The following is a 15,297-nucleotide window of genomic DNA, read 5'->3' on the forward strand; positions in this document are numbered from 1 at the left end:
CAGCGGCGTGGGGCCTGCGAACTGCACCGGCAGCAGTGCCAGCGTCGCCGCGAGCACACCCGCGAACAGCAGCCGCCCCTGCAGCGACATCAGGCGCCAGGCGCTCAGCGGCTTGAGCCAGTCCGATCGAACCAGCAGGCCCTGGCGGAAGGTCCAGCCTCGCATCAGCCCATCGCGAAAGCGCTGGTACAGATGCTCGGCCTGTGCGACCTCTTCGGGCCCCACCGGCGTGCGCACCGACATGTAGCCACAGGGGCGACCGCCCCGCCGCACCATCGTGGCGTTGGCGCGCACCCAGTAGAAGGCGCCGTCCTTGCGCCGGTTCTTGACCAGCGCCGACCACGACTGGCCCCGCTTGAGCGTGGCCCACATGTCGGCAAACGCGGCGCGCGGCATGTCGGGGTGGCGCACCAGGTTGTGGGGTTCCCCCACCAACTCCTCGTGCGAGAAACCGCTGACCTCGGTGAAGACGCCGTTGGCATAGACGATCCGACTGTCCAGGTCGGTCGTCGACATCAGCGTCGCGCCCTCTGGCACCTTGTGCTCCTGCCGCGTCACGGGTTGGTTGTCTCGCATCTGGCACGACTCCCTTGGAAAGGCCTTCGTCCACGTTGACGTGGCCAATCCGAATCATGATCGATATCAAACGATATTTCAAATATGTTTGATCTCGAACAAATAAGTCACACCCGAAAGACCTAAGAAGGTCGGCTCGGCAGGCCGTCGAGTTCGCCTTCGCGCACCCAGCGCGGCGCATCGAGTGCCGCCCGGCCCAGGCCGCACACCAGGCCATCGAGCTCCTGCCTGACACGCATCGCACGCTGCTGCAGCAGCAGGCCGGTACCGCCCTCACCCGCAAGTTGCCGGCAGGCGCTGACCAGGCCATGGGCCCCCAGCCGGCGCGCCACCTGTTCAAGCCGCGTCGCGGCGGCGGCGGCGTCCTTGGTTCGGCCCGCCAGCCAGCCGTGCACGGCCTCCTGCAGCAGCCTTCGGCCCTGCTGCTCGATGACCTGGGCCAAACCGATTCGCGCCTCCAGCCCGGCGGCGCCGAGATGAAGACCGAACACCTCCGACCCGCTCGGGCCTTTGACGCCAGCCGGCGGCAGGGCCTGCAAGGCCTGACGCAGCACGTCCGCCGGCGCAGCCCAGTCCAGGACCAGCGCAACGCCATCGGCCAGCGCCTCGGCGGTGCGCACCGCATCGATGCCCCGCGTCATCGCCAGCAGCGGCGGCAGATCGTGGGTGCAGTGGAAGGATCTCAGCAACCTGAGCGTGTCGGCGCCGTGGTCCAGGTCGATGGCCAGCCATGCAGCGGCCTCGCCCACCTCCAGCCATGCAATGGCTGCCTCGGCATCAACACAACATTCAGCGCGATAGCCAGCCTCGTTCAACAAGCTGGCGAGAGTCCGCATGCGCAACTCATCGGCCTCGACAATCAGCGCAGCCTTCCTCATAACCACATTGTCCGTATGGTTTAAGCATCCGGCATCCCCGACCTGGGTGTCACGCAGGCGCGCCCCGACACACTCTCGCTATCATTTCCTGCACACCCGGCGCCCACCCGCACGAGCTCCGCACCGTCACATGCCCACGAATGACGCCTTGGACAGGCTCTACGACAGTCCGGACTTCCTGATCCGGCGCGCGCATCAAGTCGCCAGCGCGGCCTTTGCCGAGGCCTGCGCGGACCTGGACCTGACCCCTGCGCAGTACGCCACGCTGTTCGCCCTGCGCCATCGCGCACCGATCAGCCAGAACGAGCTCGGCCGCGTGATCGCGCTGGACCGCGCCACGATGTCGCTGGTCGTGCGCCTGCTTCGCGAGCGCGACCTGGTGAGCGTGGCCGACGATCCTTCCGACAAGCGGCGCAGCCTGCTGGCCCTGACCCGGTCGGGGCGCCTGCTGCTGTCGCGGGCCGAAAAGGCCAGTGGCCGAGCGAGCGAAGGCCTGCTGGCCGTGCTCAGCCCGGAGCAGGCCGCCACGTTGATGGAACTGCTCGGGCTGCTGACCAGCGTGCACCGCCCGGGGCCGTCGCCGGCCCCTCAGTGAGGTCGCCGGCGGGGCGCCGCGTCAGCGCCGGCGCTCGCGCTTGACGCCGAGCAGCGAATCCTTCAGCCCGTCGTCGGCGGGCTTGTCGCCCAGCCAGATGCGCAGCAGGGCGCTGAAGAACTCGGGCTCCTTGATGGTGTCGCCGATGGGCTTGCCGTTGAGCAGCACGGTGGAGCCGACGCCCGGTACGTAATCCACCGAGAAGTTCTCGCCACTGTTGAGCTGCTTGCGGCTGGCGAAGACCTCGCTGAGCTTGAGCACGCCGTTGATGCTCTTGGAGAACTCCTCGCGCGTCACGTTGGCCTCGATGCCCTTGGTGAACAGCTTGCCCAGCTCGTTGCCATCGATGTCGCGCAGCATCTGGATGTGGATGCGCTTGGGGCCGGCCGTGGCCAGCACCTCTGGCGTCGTGCTGGCCTTGTGCGTCAGGTACAGCCCCGCCGTGTAGACCTTGACGACGAACTTGTAGCGGATGCCCGCACCATTGAGCTGCAGCTTCTGGCCAGCCAGATCGATCGTTGGCTCGTACTTCACATTGGCCACCTCGACCGCCTGGGCCCGGGCCGTCCCGCCACACAGCCCGGCTGCGGCCAGCAGTGCCGCGACGATGAATGCGCGCATGTCTCGCTCCGTTTTCGTGCCGCGATAGCGGCCTCTTCGCGAGGCGAAGTATGGCCCGAGATGGCGAAAACCCGGCTGATACACTGACCCGATCATGTTCATCACGCGCAAGCACATCACGGGGTCGAGCGACCGGGGAGCCTGGCCCTGGCGTCGCTGGTCAGCCCTAGCCTGATGCCGCTTGGCGCGCCCTGACGCGCTTCCTTCCGCGTTGCCCGTGTTCCACCGGGCTGCACGCCAAGCCCTGAAAACTGTCTTTTCAAGGTTTGAGACGTGATCACCGAACTCGAATTCCAGAGCCTCGCTTCCGAGGGCTACAACCGCATCCCGCTCATCAGCGAGGCCTTTGCGGATCTCGAAACCCCGCTGTCCCTCTACCTCAAGCTCTGCGCCGGTTCCGGCCAGGGCCGCAACAGCTTCCTGCTGGAGTCCGTCGTCGGCGGCGAGCGCTTCGGACGCTATTCCTTCATCGGCCTGCCGGCGCGCACGCTGATCCGCGCGACGGGCCAGCATTGCGAGGTGCTGACCGAGGGCGCCGTCGTCGAGACGTACGAAGGCAACCCGCTGGACTTCATCGCCGCCTACCAGGAGCGCATCAAGCCCAGGATCCCCGCCGGCCTGCCGCGCTTTTGCGGCGGACTGGCCGGCTACTTCGGCTACGAAGCCGTGCGCGCCATCGAGAAGCGCCTGGACCGCGAGCACAAGGGCGAGTCGCTCGGCACGCCTGACATCGTGCTGCTGCTGTCCGAGGAAGTCGCCGTCATCGACAACCTCTCCGGCCGCCTCTACCTCATCGTCTGGGCCGACCCGCGCCAACCCGAGGCCTATTTCCGCGCCAAGAAAAGGCTCTCGCAGCTGCGCGACAAGCTGACCTACTCCGTCAGCGTGCCGCGTGTGCCGCGCAGCGAGTCCCACCCGGTGACGCGCGGCTTCACCAAGGCCGACTACCTGCAAGCCGTCGCCAAGGCCAAGGACTACATCGCCGCCGGTGACCTGATGCAGGTGCAGGTGGGTCAGCGCATCTCGAAGCCCTACAAGGCCGAGCCCATCGCGCTGTACCGGGCCCTCAGGGCGCTGAACCCCAGCCCCTACATGTACTTCTACGACCTGGGCGACTTCCAGATCGTCGGCGCCAGCCCTGAGATCCTGGTGCGCGAGGAGCATTCGGGCGACGGTTCGCGCAAGGTCACGATCCGGCCACTGGCGGGCACCCGTCCGCGCGGCGCGACACCCGAGCGCGACCTGGCGCTGGAAGCCGAACTGCAGGCGGACCCCAAGGAGCGCGCCGAGCATCTGATGCTGATCGACCTGGCCCGCAACGACATCGGCCGCATCGCCCGCGTGGGAAGCGTCAAGGTCACGCAGGCCTTCGTCGTCGAGCGCTACTCGCACGTCATGCACATCGTCTCCAACGTCGAGGGCGTGCTGCGCCCCGAGGTCGGCCAGCTGGACGTGCTCAAGGCCACCTTCCCCGCCGGCACGCTGACCGGCGCGCCCAAGGTCAGGGCGATGGAGCTGATCGACGAGCTGGAGCCCGTGCAGCGCGGCATCTACGGCGGCGCCTGCGGCTACCTCAGCTTTGCCGGCGACATGGATCTGGCCATTGCCATCCGCACCGGCATCATCAAGAACGGCACGCTGTACGTGCAGGCGGCGGCAGGCGTTGTCGCCGACTCCGTGCCCGAGCTGGAATGGCAGGAAACAGAGGCCAAGGCGCGCGCCCTGCTCCGTGCGGCTGAACTCGTCGAGGAGGGCTTCTAAATGCTGCTGATGATCGACAACTACGACAGCTTCACGTTCAACATCGTCCAGTACTTCGGTGAACTGGGCGCCGACGTGAAGGTGGCGCGCAACGACGAGATCACCGTGGCCGAGATGGCCGCGCTGAACCCCGACCACATCGTCTTCTCGCCCGGCCCCTGCACGCCCAACGAGGCCGGCGTCTGCGTGGAGGCCATCCAGCACTTCATGGGCAAGAAGCCGCTGCTCGGCGTGTGCCTGGGCCACCAGTCCATGGGCCAGGCCCTGGGCGGCAAGATCATCCGCGCCCGGCACCAGATGCATGGCAAGGCCAGCACCATCACGACCGACCAGCGCGGCGTCTACACCGGCCTGCCCAAGGACTTCTCGGTGATCCGCTACCACTCCCTCGTCATCGAGGAGGCCAGCGGCCCGGCGGTGCTGGAGATCACCTCGCGCAGCGACGACGGCGAGATCATGGGCGTGCGCCACCGAGAACTGGCGGGCACGGCCACGCCGATGGAGGGGGTGCAGTTCCACCCCGAGTCCATCCTCAGCGAACATGGCCACGCGATGCTGCGCAACTTTCTGGAGCTGAAGGCATGAGCGACTACGCACCCGGCTCGGGGCACGGCGGCGATGCCGTCGTCGACTTGCGCAGCGACACGGTCACCAAACCGACGCCCGCCATGCTGGAGGCCATCAAGGCCGCCAAGGTCGGCGACGCCGTCTGTGGGGACGACCCCACCGTCAACGCGCTGCAGGAGCGCGTGGCCGCCTTGCTCGGCAAGGAGGCGGCCCTCTTCATGAGCAGCGGCACGCAGAGCAACCTCTGCGGCCTGATGTCCCATTGCGGCCGCGGCGACGAGTACCTCGTCGGTCAGCTCGCCCACACCTACCGCTACGAGGGCGGCGGCGCGGCCGTGCTGGGCAGCATCCAGCCCCAGCCACTGCCCAACCAGCCGGACGGGTCGATCCGGCTGGAAGACATCGCCGCCGCCATCAAGCCCGACGACCCGCACTTCGCACGCACGCGACTGCTGGCGCTCGAGAACACCTGGAGCGGCAACGTGCTGCCGGCCAGCTACGTGGCCGCGGCCTGCGAGCTGGCCCATTCACGCGGCCTTTACACCCATCTGGACGGCGCCCGCCTGTTCAATGCCGCGGTCGCCTCCGGCCGCACGGTGACCGAGCTGGCGCGCCATTTCGACTCGGTCTCCATCTGCTTCAGCAAGGGCCTGGGCGCCCCCGTAGGCTCCATGCTGGTGGGCTCACGCGAACTCATCCATCGCGCCCACCGCATCCGCAAGATGGTAGGCGGCGGACTGCGCCAGGTCGGCCTGCTGGCCGCCGCGGCCGACCATGCGCTGACCCATCACGTCGCGCGACTGGCCGACGACCACGCGCTGGCCAGGCGCCTGGCCGAGGGGCTGGCCGCCCTGCCCGGTGTCACCGTCACGCCACCGCAAACCAATATCGTCTTCGTCCAGGTCAGCGATGGTCGCGGCCCGGCACTGCTGGAGCACCTGAAGGCGCGCGGCGTGCTGGCCACCGGCCTCATCGGCCTGCGCTTCGTGACCCATCTGGATGTCGATGCCGCCGGCATCGAACATGCCATCGCCTCCGCCGCCGACTTCTTCAAGAGCTGAGCCATGCCGATCACCGACAACGAAGCCCTGACTCGCGTCATCGAGCACCGCGAGATCTTCCACGACGAGATGCTGACGCTGATGCGCCGCATCATGGCCGGCGAGATGTCGCCCGTCATCGCCGCGGCCCTCATCACCGGCCTGCGCGTGAAGAAGGAAACCATCGGCGAGATCACCGCCGCGGCGCAGGTCATGCGCGAACTGAGCAACAAGGTGCCGCTCGGCCCCCTGCCCCACCTCGTCGACGTCGTCGGCACGGGCGGCGACGGTGCGCACAGCTTCAATATCACGACCTGCTCGATGTTCGTCGCCGCCGCGGCCGGCGCCCAGGTGGCCAAGCATGGCAACCGCAGCGTCAGCAGCAAGACCGGCAGCGCCGACGTGCTGGAGGCCCTCGGCGCCAACATCCAGCTGACGCCGCGCCAGGTGGCCGCCTCGGTGGCCGAGTGCGGCATCGGCTTCATGTTCGCGCCAAACCACCACCCGGCGATGAAGAACATCGCCCCGGTGCGCCGCGAACTCGGCGTGCGCACCATTTTCAACATCCTGGGCCCGCTGACCAACCCGGCCGGTGCGCCCAACATCCTCATGGGCGTCTTCCACCCCGACCTCGTCGGCATCCAGGTGCGGGTGCTGCAGCGCCTGGGCGCCGAGCACGCCCTGGTCGTCTATGGCAAGGACGGCATGGACGAGATCTCGCTGGGCGCGACGACGCTGGTGGGAGAACTCAAGGATGGCGCCGTGCGCGAGTACGAAATCCATCCCGAGGACTTCGGCTTCGCGATGGCCAGCAACCGCAGTCTGAAGGTGGAAGGCCCCGAGCAGTCGCGCCAGATGCTGATCGGCGTGCTGGACGGCCAGCCCGGACCGGCGCGCGACATCGTGCTGCTGAACGCCGGCGCGACGCTGTACGCAGCCAATGTGGCGGCCACGCTGCCCGATGGCATTGCCCGTGCCCGCCAGGCGCTGGACAGTGGCGCCGCGCGTGCCAAGCTCGATGCCTTCGTCAAGGAGACGCAAGGCCTGGGGAAGAGCTGATGGCCGACATCCTGAATCGCATCGTCGAGGTCAAATGGGAAGAGATCGCCGCCGCCAAAGCCAAGCGATCACTGGCGTCCCAACGCGAAGAGGCCGAGGCCCGCAAGGGCGAACAGCGGGGCTTCGAGCACGCGCTGCGGGCCAAGATCGGGGCGGGTCACGCGGGTGTCATCGCTGAGGTCAAGAAGGCCAGCCCCAGCAAGGGCGTGCTGCGCGAGGACTTCCGCCCCGCCGCCATTGCCGAGAGCTATGCCCGCCACGGTGCGGCATGCTTGAGCGTGCTGACCGACGAGCACTTCTTCCAGGGCTCGGTGGCCTACCTGCAGGCCGCCCGCGCCGCCTGCGAGCTGCCGGTGCTGCGCAAGGACTTCATGGTGGACGAGTACCAGGTCATGGAGGCGGGCGCGATGGGGGCCGACTGCATCCTGCTGATCGCTGCCTGTCTGGCCGACTCGCAGATGGCCGATCTTGAGGCCGCCGCCCACGCCCTGGGCCTGGACGTGCTCGTCGAGGTCCATGACGGCGAGGAACTGGATCGCGCGCTGCGGCTGAAAACGCCGCTGGTCGGCATCAACAACCGCAACTTGCGCACCTTCGAGGTCACGCTGGACACGACGCTCGGCCTGCTGCCCCGCGTGCCGGTCGACCGCCTGCTGGTGACGGAGTCCGGCATCCTCGGCAAGGCGGATGTGAAACGCATGCGCGATGCCAACGTCAACGCCTTCCTCGTCGGCGAGGCCTTCATGCGCGCGCCGGACCCCGGCCAGGCGCTGGCACACTTGTTCGGATGAAGCTGCCGCTGCCATTGCCCGACACCGATTGGCGGCCCGTCGTCGAAGCCTGGGCCGCGTCGCCCGCCGGCCAGCGGCTGCAGGCCTTCCTCGGACAGCGTGTCGCCGCCGACGCCACCATCTACCCGCCCGAGCCGCTGCGCGCGCTGACGCTCACGCCCCTGGCCAGCACGCGCGTCGTCATCCTGGGTCAGGATCCCTACCACGGCCCCGGCCAGGCGGAGGGCCTGAGCTTCAGCGTGCCGCCCGGCGTGCCGCTGCCGCCCAGCCTGCGCAACATCTTCAAGGAGATCCAGCGCGACCTGGGCAAGCCCTTTCCCCCCGACGGAAGCCTCGTGCGCTGGGCCGAGGGCGGCACGCTGCTGCTGAACGCCGTGCTGACCGTGGAGGACGGCAAGCCCGCCAGCCACGCCAACCAGGGCTGGGAAGCGCTGACGGACGCCCTCATCAAGGCCGCGGCCGAGGACCCAGCGCCCAAGGTCTTCATGCTCTGGGGCAACTACGCCCAGGCCAAAGCGCCCCTGATCGAGGCGTCTGGCCAGGAACACCTGCTGCTGAAGGCCAACCACCCGTCGCCGCTGTCCGCGCTGAAGCCACCTCGTCCCTTCATCGGCTGCGGCCACTTTTCGACGGCCAAGGCCTGGCTGGAAGAGCGCGGCCGGGGCGCCCCGCGCAAGGCCTGAGTCGAGGTCAAGCGGGCGGGATTGTTCCGCCAGCAGCAACTCGCCGTTCTATGGGAACGGCTTTTTCTCGGGCGACGCAATTCCTACAGTGACAACCTGTCGGCACACCCTCACCACCGGGCACCGACCAGGAGAGTCACCATGAACAACAACACCCGATCCCTGTTCTCGCTGATCACCGCCGCGACGGCCGTCACGGCGCTGGCGGCCGGCATGGTGCTGGCGATCAACGCGCCGGCGCCCGCGGCCGAAGACTTCGGCCAGACCGTCATCGTCTCCGCCGGCAACGACGAGGCCTGAGCCCCGCTCAGGCCGTACAGCGCATCTTCACGCCGCCCAGCGCCTCGCGGCCGATCAACTCAACGACCCAGTCGACGAACACACGCAGCTTGCTGCTGAGGTGGCGGTTGGGCGGGTAGACGACGTAGACGGGCACCGGGTCGGTATCCCAGTCCTCCAGGATGCGCACCAGCTCGCCGCGCTTCAGCAGCGGCCCAGCCATGAAGCAGGTCACCTGCACGGCGCCCAGATGGGCCATGCCGGCATTCAGGTAGGCGTTCGCATCGTTGACGGCGACGACGTGGTTGCCGACCACCTCCACCACCTCGTCACCCCGACGGAAGGTGTCGCCCACCACCTTGCCGGTGCGTGCGGAGAAGTAGCCCACCATGCGATGCGGTGCCTCGCCCAGTTCGCGCGGGTGCGCGGGCGTGCCGTGGCGGCGCAGGTACTCAGGCGTCGCGCAGGTGATGAATCGGAACTCGCCGATGCGCCGCGCGACCAGACTCTGGTCGGTCAACTCGCCGCCGCGGATCACGCAATCCACGTTGTCGCCGATCAGGTCCACCGGCCGGTCGCTGACGCCCATCTCGATCTGGATGTCCGGGTACTTCGCATAGAAGTCCGGCAGGTGCGGAATGATCATCTCGCGGCCCACGACGCCCGGCACGTCAATGCGGATGCGGCCGCGCGGCGTCATGCGCGCCTGGTTCATGCTGCCTTCCAGCTCCTCCAGATCGGAGAGCAACCGCATCGCGCGCTCGTAGTACGCGGCACCGTCGGGCGTGACGGTCACACGGCGCGTCGTGCGGTTCAGCAGCTTGGTGCGCAGGTGGCTTTCCAGCGTCTGAATCAGACGGGTGACCGTGGCCTTGGGCAGGTCCAGCGAGTCGGCCGCCTTCGTGAAGGTGCCGGCCTCGACGACCCGGACATAGGCTTGCATGGCTTGGAGTCGGTCCATCGGCATCAGCGTGGGTTGGGACGCGCCCCTACGGGCGATGCGGGAATTTCGATTGTTCCATGCGGAAGAAAAGTGAGTCGTCTTTAGGGCCGTTTATCGGCGGGCAACCAACCTCTATCTTTCGGACCATGGACAAGATGGCCTCATCGACTTTGCGCCTCGGCCCCGCACCGGGGCTGAACGCCTGCGTGTTCGCCGCGCGCCGCCCGCTGGACAGCGGTGGCCGCGCGCTGCTGCTCTACCTGCACCCCGGCACCTTCACCGAAGGCTCCTGCGCGGCTGCCCATGCGCGCTGCGAACTGCTGGCCGAGGCGGGCGCCGACGTCGTCGGGCTCGACTACCCGCTGGCGCCCGAGCACCCGTTCCCGGCCAGTCTGGTCGCCGCGTTCGACGCCCTGCAGGCCCTCGCGGCCAAGCCCTCCAAGCTCACCGGCAGCGCGCAGACGGCGCTGTTCGTCGCCGGCGAGGAGGCCGGCGGCAACATCGCGGCCGCGCTGGCGCTGATGGCCCGCGACCAGCGCGCGCCGACGCTGGCCGGCCAGCTGTTGATCTCGCCCATGCTGGACCCGCAGCTGGGAAGCGCCTCCATGCGCGAGGGCGAATGCGGCGACAGCCAGTGCATCTATGCCAAGGGCTGGCAGGCCTACCTGGGTGACTGCACCCGTGCGGACCACCCCTACGCCACGCCGCTGAACGCCACTCGCCTGGCCGGCCTGGCGCCGGCCCTGGTGCTGAGCGTGGCAGGCCATCCGCTGAACGACGAAGCGCTGCGCTATGCCAGCGCACTGCGTGAGCACGGCGGCAGCGCGCACGACCTGACCGTGCCGTCCATCGCCGCCGAGCACGTGCTGGCGCCCATCCACGACTTCCTCAGCCAGGCCACCGGCCAGGCGCTATCGAATCCTGCTTGACCCTCGGAGAGAAATACAAATGAAGGCCACCCCCCGCTTCAACCGCCGCCTCGGCTTCATCGCCGGCGCCATCGCCCTCGTCGCACTCGGCACCGTGGGCCTTGGCCAGTTCGGCCAGCCGGCACGCGCCAACGCCGTCCCCGCCGCCCCGCCGGCCACGCCGGTGTCCGTCGCCGAAGTGCTCAGCCAGCCGGTCTCCGCCTGGAACGAGTTCTCCGGCCGGCTCGAAGCCGTGGACCGCGTGGACGTGCGCGCCCGGGTGTCGGGCGCCGTGCAGGCCGTGCACTTCCGCGAGGGCAGCCTCGTGAAGGCCGGCGACCTGCTGGTCAGCATCGACCCCGCGCCCTACCAGGCCGAGGTCGCCCGCGTCGAGGCGCAGGTGGCCGCCGCCCAGGCCCGCGTCAGCTACACGCAGAGCGAGCTGGCCCGCTCCAAGGCGCTGCTGGAGGAGCGCGCCGTCGCACGTCGCGACTTCGACGAGCGCGACAACGCGGCCCGCGAGGCCGCTGCCAACCTGCGTGCCGCGCAGGCCGCGCTGCAGACGGCCCAGCTCAACCTCGGCTACACGCAGGTGCGCGCGCCGGTGGCCGGCCGCGTCGGCAAGATCGAGGTGACGTCCGGCAACCTGGTCGCCGCCGGCGCCGGCGCACCGGTGCTGACGACGCTGGTGTCCGTCAGCCCGATCTATGCCAGCTTCGACGCCGACGAGAAGATCGTCAGCGGCGCGCTCGCCACGCTCCCTGACGGCGGGACCAACCGACGCGGCATGGAGCGCATCCCCGTGGAGATGCTCAGCGGCGGCGACTCGCAGATCGGCCGGCTGCAACTGGTCGACAACCAGGTGGACGCCAAGAGCGGGACGCTGCGCGTGCGCGCCGTGTTCGACAACAAGGACGGCCGCCTGATCCCGGGACAGTTCGCCAAGTTGCGCATGGGGCAGGCCAAGGACGAGGCCGCGCTGCTGGTCAACGAGCGTGCCGTCGGCACCGACCAGGACAAGCGCTTCGTCATCGTCGTCGGACAGGGCAACCAAGCCGAGTGGCGGCCGGTGACCCTGGGCGCCAGCGTGAACGGCCTGCGCGTCGTGACCAGCGGCCTGAAGGGTGGCGAGCGCATCGTCGTCGGCGGCGTGCAGCGCGTGAGGCCGGGCTCGGTGCTTGCGCCCAAGGATGTCGCGATGGACGCGAAACCCGAACTGGCCGCGCAGCAAGGCGTGGCCAAGACCTCCTGATCTAAGAAAAGCCCAAACCCCCACCCGCGAGCGCTGTCTGCGGGCCGGTCCAGCCGGCCTGCGGGGGGCGTGCTGTCGCCTGAAACCGCAGCGCTCGCGCAGGAGCACCCATGAATCTCTCCAAATTCTTCATCGACCGCCCGATCTTCGCGGGCGTGCTGTCGCTGCTGATCTTCATCGGCGGCCTGCTGTCGATCCGCGCGCTGCCGATCTCGGAATATCCCGACGTCGTGCCGCCCTCGGTCGTCGTGCGCGCCCAGTACCCCGGCGCCAACCCCAAGGTCATCGCCGAGACGGTGGCAACGCCGCTGGAGGAGGCCATCAACGGCGTCGAGGACATGCTCTACATGAGCAGCCAGGCAACGACGGACGGGCTGATGACGCTGACCGTGAGCTTCAAGCTCGGCACGGACCCCGACAAGGCGCAGCAGCAGGTGCAGAACCGCGTCGCGCAGGCCGAGGCCCGTCTGCCCGAGGAGGTCAAGCGCCTGGGCGTGACGACCGTCAAGAGCAGTCCCGACCTGACGATGGTCGTGCACCTGACCTCGCCCAACGAGCGCTACGACATGACCTACCTGCGCAACTACGCGCTGCTCAACGTCAAGGACCGCCTCGCGCGCATTCCGGGCGTGGGCCAGGTGCAGCTGTTCGGGTCGGGCGACTACTCCATGCGCATCTGGCTGGACCCGCAAAAGGTCGCCGAGCACGGCCTATCCGCCAGCGACGTGGTGGCGGCGATCCGGGGCCAGAACGTGCAGGCCGCGGCCGGCGTCGTCGGCGCGTCGCCGGGCCTGCAAGGCATCGACCTGCAGCTGTCCGTCAATGCGCAGGGCCGGCTGAAGTCGGTCGAGGAGTTCGGGGAGATCATCGTGAAGACCGGTGTGGGATCGGCTTCGGGTGCCGTCACGCGGCTGCGCGACCTGGGTCGCATCGAGCTGGGCGCCAGCGAGTACGCGCTGCGCTCGCTGCTGGACAACAAATCCGCCGTCGCCGTGCCGATCTTCCAGGCCCCCGGCGGCAATGCGCTGGACATCTCCGCCAACGTGCGCGCCACGATGGCCGAGCTGAAGGCCGCGATGCCCGAAGGCGTGGACTACACCATCGTCTACGACCCGACGCAGTTCGTGCGCGCCTCCATCGAGTCGGTCATCCACACGCTACTTGAGGCCGTCGCGCTGGTCGTGCTGGTCGTCATCCTGGTCCTGCAGACCTGGCGCGCGTCCATCATCCCGCTGCTGGCCGTGCCGGTGTCCATCGTCGGCACGTTCGCGGTGATGCACGGCTTTGGCTTCTCGATCAATGCGCTGAGCCTGTTCGGCCTGGTCCTGGCCATCGGTATCGTCGTGGACGACGCCATCGTCGTCGTCGAGAACGTGGAGCGCAACATCGCGTCGGGCTTGAGTCCGCGCGACGCGACCTACCGTGCGATGCGCGAGGTGTCGGGCCCCATCATCGCGATCGCGCTGACGCTGATCTCGGTGTTCGTGCCGCTGGCCTTCATCACGGGCCTGACGGGCCAGTTCTACAAGCAGTTCGCGCTGACCATCGCGATCTCGACGGTGATCTCCGCGATCAATTCGCTGACCCTGTCGCCCGCCCTGGCCGCGATGTTGCTGAAGGACCACCACGCGCCCAAGGACGCGCTGACGCGCGGCATGGACCGCGTGCTGGGCGGCTTCTTCGCGCGCTTCAACAAGCTGTTCGCGAGCGGCTCCACCAAGTACGGCAGCGGCGTGAAGACGCTGATGTCGCGCAAGGCGCTGATGATGATCGTCTACCTGGCCCTGGTCGCGGCCACGGCCGGCCTGTTCAAGGCCGTGCCCGGCGGCTTCGTGCCGGGACAGGACAAGCAGTACCTGATCGGCTTCGCGCAGCTGCCCGATGGCGCCACGCTGGACCGCACGGAAGACGTCATCCGCCGCATGACGGAGATCACGCTGAAGACGCCGGGCGTGGAGCATGCGGTGGCCTTCCCCGGGCTGTCCATCAACGGCTTCACGAATAGCGCCAGCTCGGGCATCGTGTTCGCGACGCTGAAGCCCTTTGAGGAGCGCAAAACCAAGGACCTGTCGGCCGGCGCCATCGCCGGCGCGCTGAACGCGCAGTACGGCCAGATCGAGGACGCCTTCATCGTCATGTTCCCGCCGCCGCCCGTGCAGGGCCTGGGCACCACCGGTGGCTTCAAGCTGCAGCTGGAGGACCGCGGCGGCGTGGGCTACGAAGCGATGGACGCCGCGGTCAAGGCCTTCATGGCCAAGGCATCCCAGGCGCCGGAGCTCGCCGGCCTGTTCTCCAGCTTCCAGGTCAACGTTCCGCAGCTGTTTGCCGACCTCGACCGCACGAAGGCACGCCAGCTCGGCGTGGCCGTGACGGACGTGTTCGACACGATGCAGATCTACCTGGGCAGCCTGTACGTGAACGACTTCAACGCCTTCGGCCGCACCTACTCGGTCCGCGTTCAGGCGGATGCCGCCTACCGCGCCCGTGCCGAAGACATTGGTGCGCTGAAGGTGCGCTCGTCCACCGGCGACATGGTGCCGCTGTCCGCGCTGATGAAGGTCACGCCCAGCTTCGGTCCCGAGCGCGCGCTGCGCTACAACGGCTTCCTGGCCGCCGACATCAATGGCGGCGCCGCACCCGGCTTCTCGTCGGGCCAGGCGCAGGCCGCCGTCGAGCGCATCGCCGCCGAGACGCTGCCGCCCGGCATCGGCTACGAGTGGACCGACCTGACCTACCAGGAAAAGATCGCCGGCAACTCGGCCGCCTGGGTGTTCCCGCTGGCCATCCTGCTGGTGTTCCTGGTGCTGGCCGCGCAGTACGAGAGCCTGACGCTGCCCATTGCCATCCTGCTCATCGTGCCCATGGGCCTGCTCGCCGCGATGACCGGCGTGTGGCTCACCCACGGCGACAACAACGTGTTCACGCAGATCGGCCTCATCGTGCTCGTCGGCCTCTCCGCGAAGAACGCCATCCTGATCGTCGAGTTCGCCCGCGAGCTGGAGTTCGCCGGCCGCACGCCGATGCAAGCGGCACTGGAAGCGGCCCGGCTGCGGCTGCGCCCCATCCTGATGACGTCGATGGCCTTCGTCATGGGCGTGCTGCCCCTGGTGCTCAGCACCGGCGCCGGCGCCGAGATGCGCCAGGCCATGGGCGTGGCCGTGTTCGCCGGAATGATCGGCGTGACGCTGTTCGGCCTTTTCCTGACGCCGCTGTTCTACGTCATCGTGCGCCGCCTGACCGGCAATGCCGCACTGCGGCATCACGGTGGCCAGGTGGCCTCCCCGGTCGCCCCCGAATCCCACGCGCAGCCCGTCATCGACGCCATGCCGCAACGAGGAAAGTAA

Annotated in this window: 15 protein-coding genes; 11 read left to right on the top strand and 4 right to left on the bottom strand. The window is 68.5% G+C overall.

Annotated elements, in window-relative coordinates; translation table 11 throughout:
• Positions 1-576: PAS domain-containing protein (locus VGF12_RS07880; RefSeq protein WP_331175485.1), on the bottom strand; the 576-nt coding region annotated here is incomplete at its 3' end.
• Between the two features lie 122 nt (positions 577-698).
• Positions 699-1,412 carry a hypothetical protein gene (locus VGF12_RS07885; RefSeq protein WP_331175486.1) on the bottom strand — a complete coding sequence of 238 codons (714 nt, stop codon included), beginning with the start codon at positions 1,410-1,412 and terminating at the stop codon, positions 699-701.
• A gap of 172 nt (positions 1,413-1,584) precedes the next feature.
• Between VGF12_RS07885 and VGF12_RS07890 the strand changes: the two genes are divergently transcribed.
• The gene (locus VGF12_RS07890) at positions 1,585-2,049 is read left to right on the top strand and encodes a MarR family winged helix-turn-helix transcriptional regulator (protein WP_331175487.1); all 465 of its coding nucleotides are present in this window, start codon (positions 1,585-1,587) and stop codon (positions 2,047-2,049) included.
• A 21-nt stretch (positions 2,050-2,070) separates the two neighbouring features.
• Here the strand turns inward: VGF12_RS07890 and VGF12_RS07895 are convergent, their stop codons facing one another.
• Positions 2,071-2,670 carry a chalcone isomerase family protein gene (locus tag VGF12_RS07895; RefSeq protein WP_331175488.1) on the bottom strand — a complete coding sequence of 200 codons (600 nt, stop codon included), beginning with the start codon at positions 2,668-2,670 and terminating at the stop codon, positions 2,071-2,073.
• Positions 2,671-2,943: 273 nt separating this feature from the next.
• On the opposite strand from VGF12_RS07895, the gene trpE reads away from it, so the two are divergent.
• From trpE to VGF12_RS07930, 7 genes are all read left to right on the top strand, one after another.
• Positions 2,944-4,431, top strand: a complete 1,488-nt coding sequence (gene trpE, locus VGF12_RS07900; protein WP_331175489.1) for an anthranilate synthase component I — start codon at positions 2,944-2,946, stop codon at positions 4,429-4,431.
• Complete coding sequence (locus tag VGF12_RS07905) at positions 4,432-5,016, top strand: aminodeoxychorismate/anthranilate synthase component II (protein ID WP_331175490.1); 585 nt, start codon at positions 4,432-4,434, stop codon at positions 5,014-5,016.
• The gene (ltaE, locus tag VGF12_RS07910; RefSeq protein WP_331175491.1) at positions 5,013-6,059 is read left to right on the top strand and encodes a low-specificity L-threonine aldolase; all 1,047 of its coding nucleotides are present in this window, start codon (positions 5,013-5,015) and stop codon (positions 6,057-6,059) included. The genes VGF12_RS07905 and ltaE overlap by 4 nt, the downstream gene beginning before the upstream one ends.
• Before the next feature lie 3 nt (positions 6,060-6,062).
• The gene (gene trpD / locus VGF12_RS07915; RefSeq protein ID WP_331175492.1) at positions 6,063-7,097 is read left to right on the top strand and encodes an anthranilate phosphoribosyltransferase; all 1,035 of its coding nucleotides are present in this window, start codon (positions 6,063-6,065) and stop codon (positions 7,095-7,097) included.
• Positions 7,097-7,888: an indole-3-glycerol phosphate synthase TrpC gene (trpC, locus tag VGF12_RS07920; RefSeq protein WP_331175493.1), complete on the top strand. Its 792-nt coding sequence runs from the start codon at positions 7,097-7,099 to the stop codon at positions 7,886-7,888. Before trpD ends, trpC begins: the two co-directional genes overlap by 1 nt.
• The gene (locus tag VGF12_RS07925; RefSeq protein WP_331175494.1) at positions 7,885-8,571 is read left to right on the top strand and encodes a uracil-DNA glycosylase; all 687 of its coding nucleotides are present in this window, start codon (positions 7,885-7,887) and stop codon (positions 8,569-8,571) included. Before trpC ends, VGF12_RS07925 begins: the two co-directional genes overlap by 4 nt.
• Positions 8,572-8,712: 141 nt before the next feature.
• Positions 8,713-8,871 (top strand): hypothetical protein, encoded by a 159-nt coding sequence (locus tag VGF12_RS07930; protein ID WP_331175495.1) that lies wholly within the window; start codon positions 8,713-8,715, stop codon positions 8,869-8,871.
• 7 nt (positions 8,872-8,878) lie between these two features.
• On the opposite strand, the gene VGF12_RS07935 is transcribed toward VGF12_RS07930, so the two are convergent.
• Positions 8,879-9,811, bottom strand: coding sequence for a LysR family transcriptional regulator (locus tag VGF12_RS07935; protein WP_331175496.1), 933 nt, complete (start codon positions 9,809-9,811; stop codon positions 8,879-8,881).
• 128 nt (positions 9,812-9,939) lie between these two features.
• Here VGF12_RS07935 and VGF12_RS07940 point away from each other — a divergent pair, with 128 nt between their 5' ends.
• The 3 genes from VGF12_RS07940 (at position 9,940) to VGF12_RS07950 (ending at position 15,297) form a co-directional block, all read left to right on the top strand.
• On the top strand, positions 9,940-10,722 hold the full coding sequence (locus VGF12_RS07940) for an alpha/beta hydrolase (protein ID WP_331175497.1): 783 nt from the start codon (positions 9,940-9,942) through the stop codon (positions 10,720-10,722).
• Positions 10,723-10,741: 19 nt separating this feature from the next.
• Entirely contained in the window at positions 10,742-11,953 is a 1,212-nt protein-coding gene (locus VGF12_RS07945; RefSeq protein WP_331175498.1) for an efflux RND transporter periplasmic adaptor subunit, read from the top strand.
• Positions 11,954-12,063: 110 nt separating this feature from the next.
• Complete coding sequence (locus tag VGF12_RS07950) at positions 12,064-15,297, top strand: efflux RND transporter permease subunit (RefSeq protein ID WP_331175499.1); 3,234 nt, start codon at positions 12,064-12,066, stop codon at positions 15,295-15,297.

This window comes from Roseateles sp. (assembly GCF_036404855.1).
In the GTDB taxonomy this organism is placed as follows: Bacteria; Pseudomonadota; Gammaproteobacteria; order Burkholderiales; family Burkholderiaceae_C; genus Pelomonas.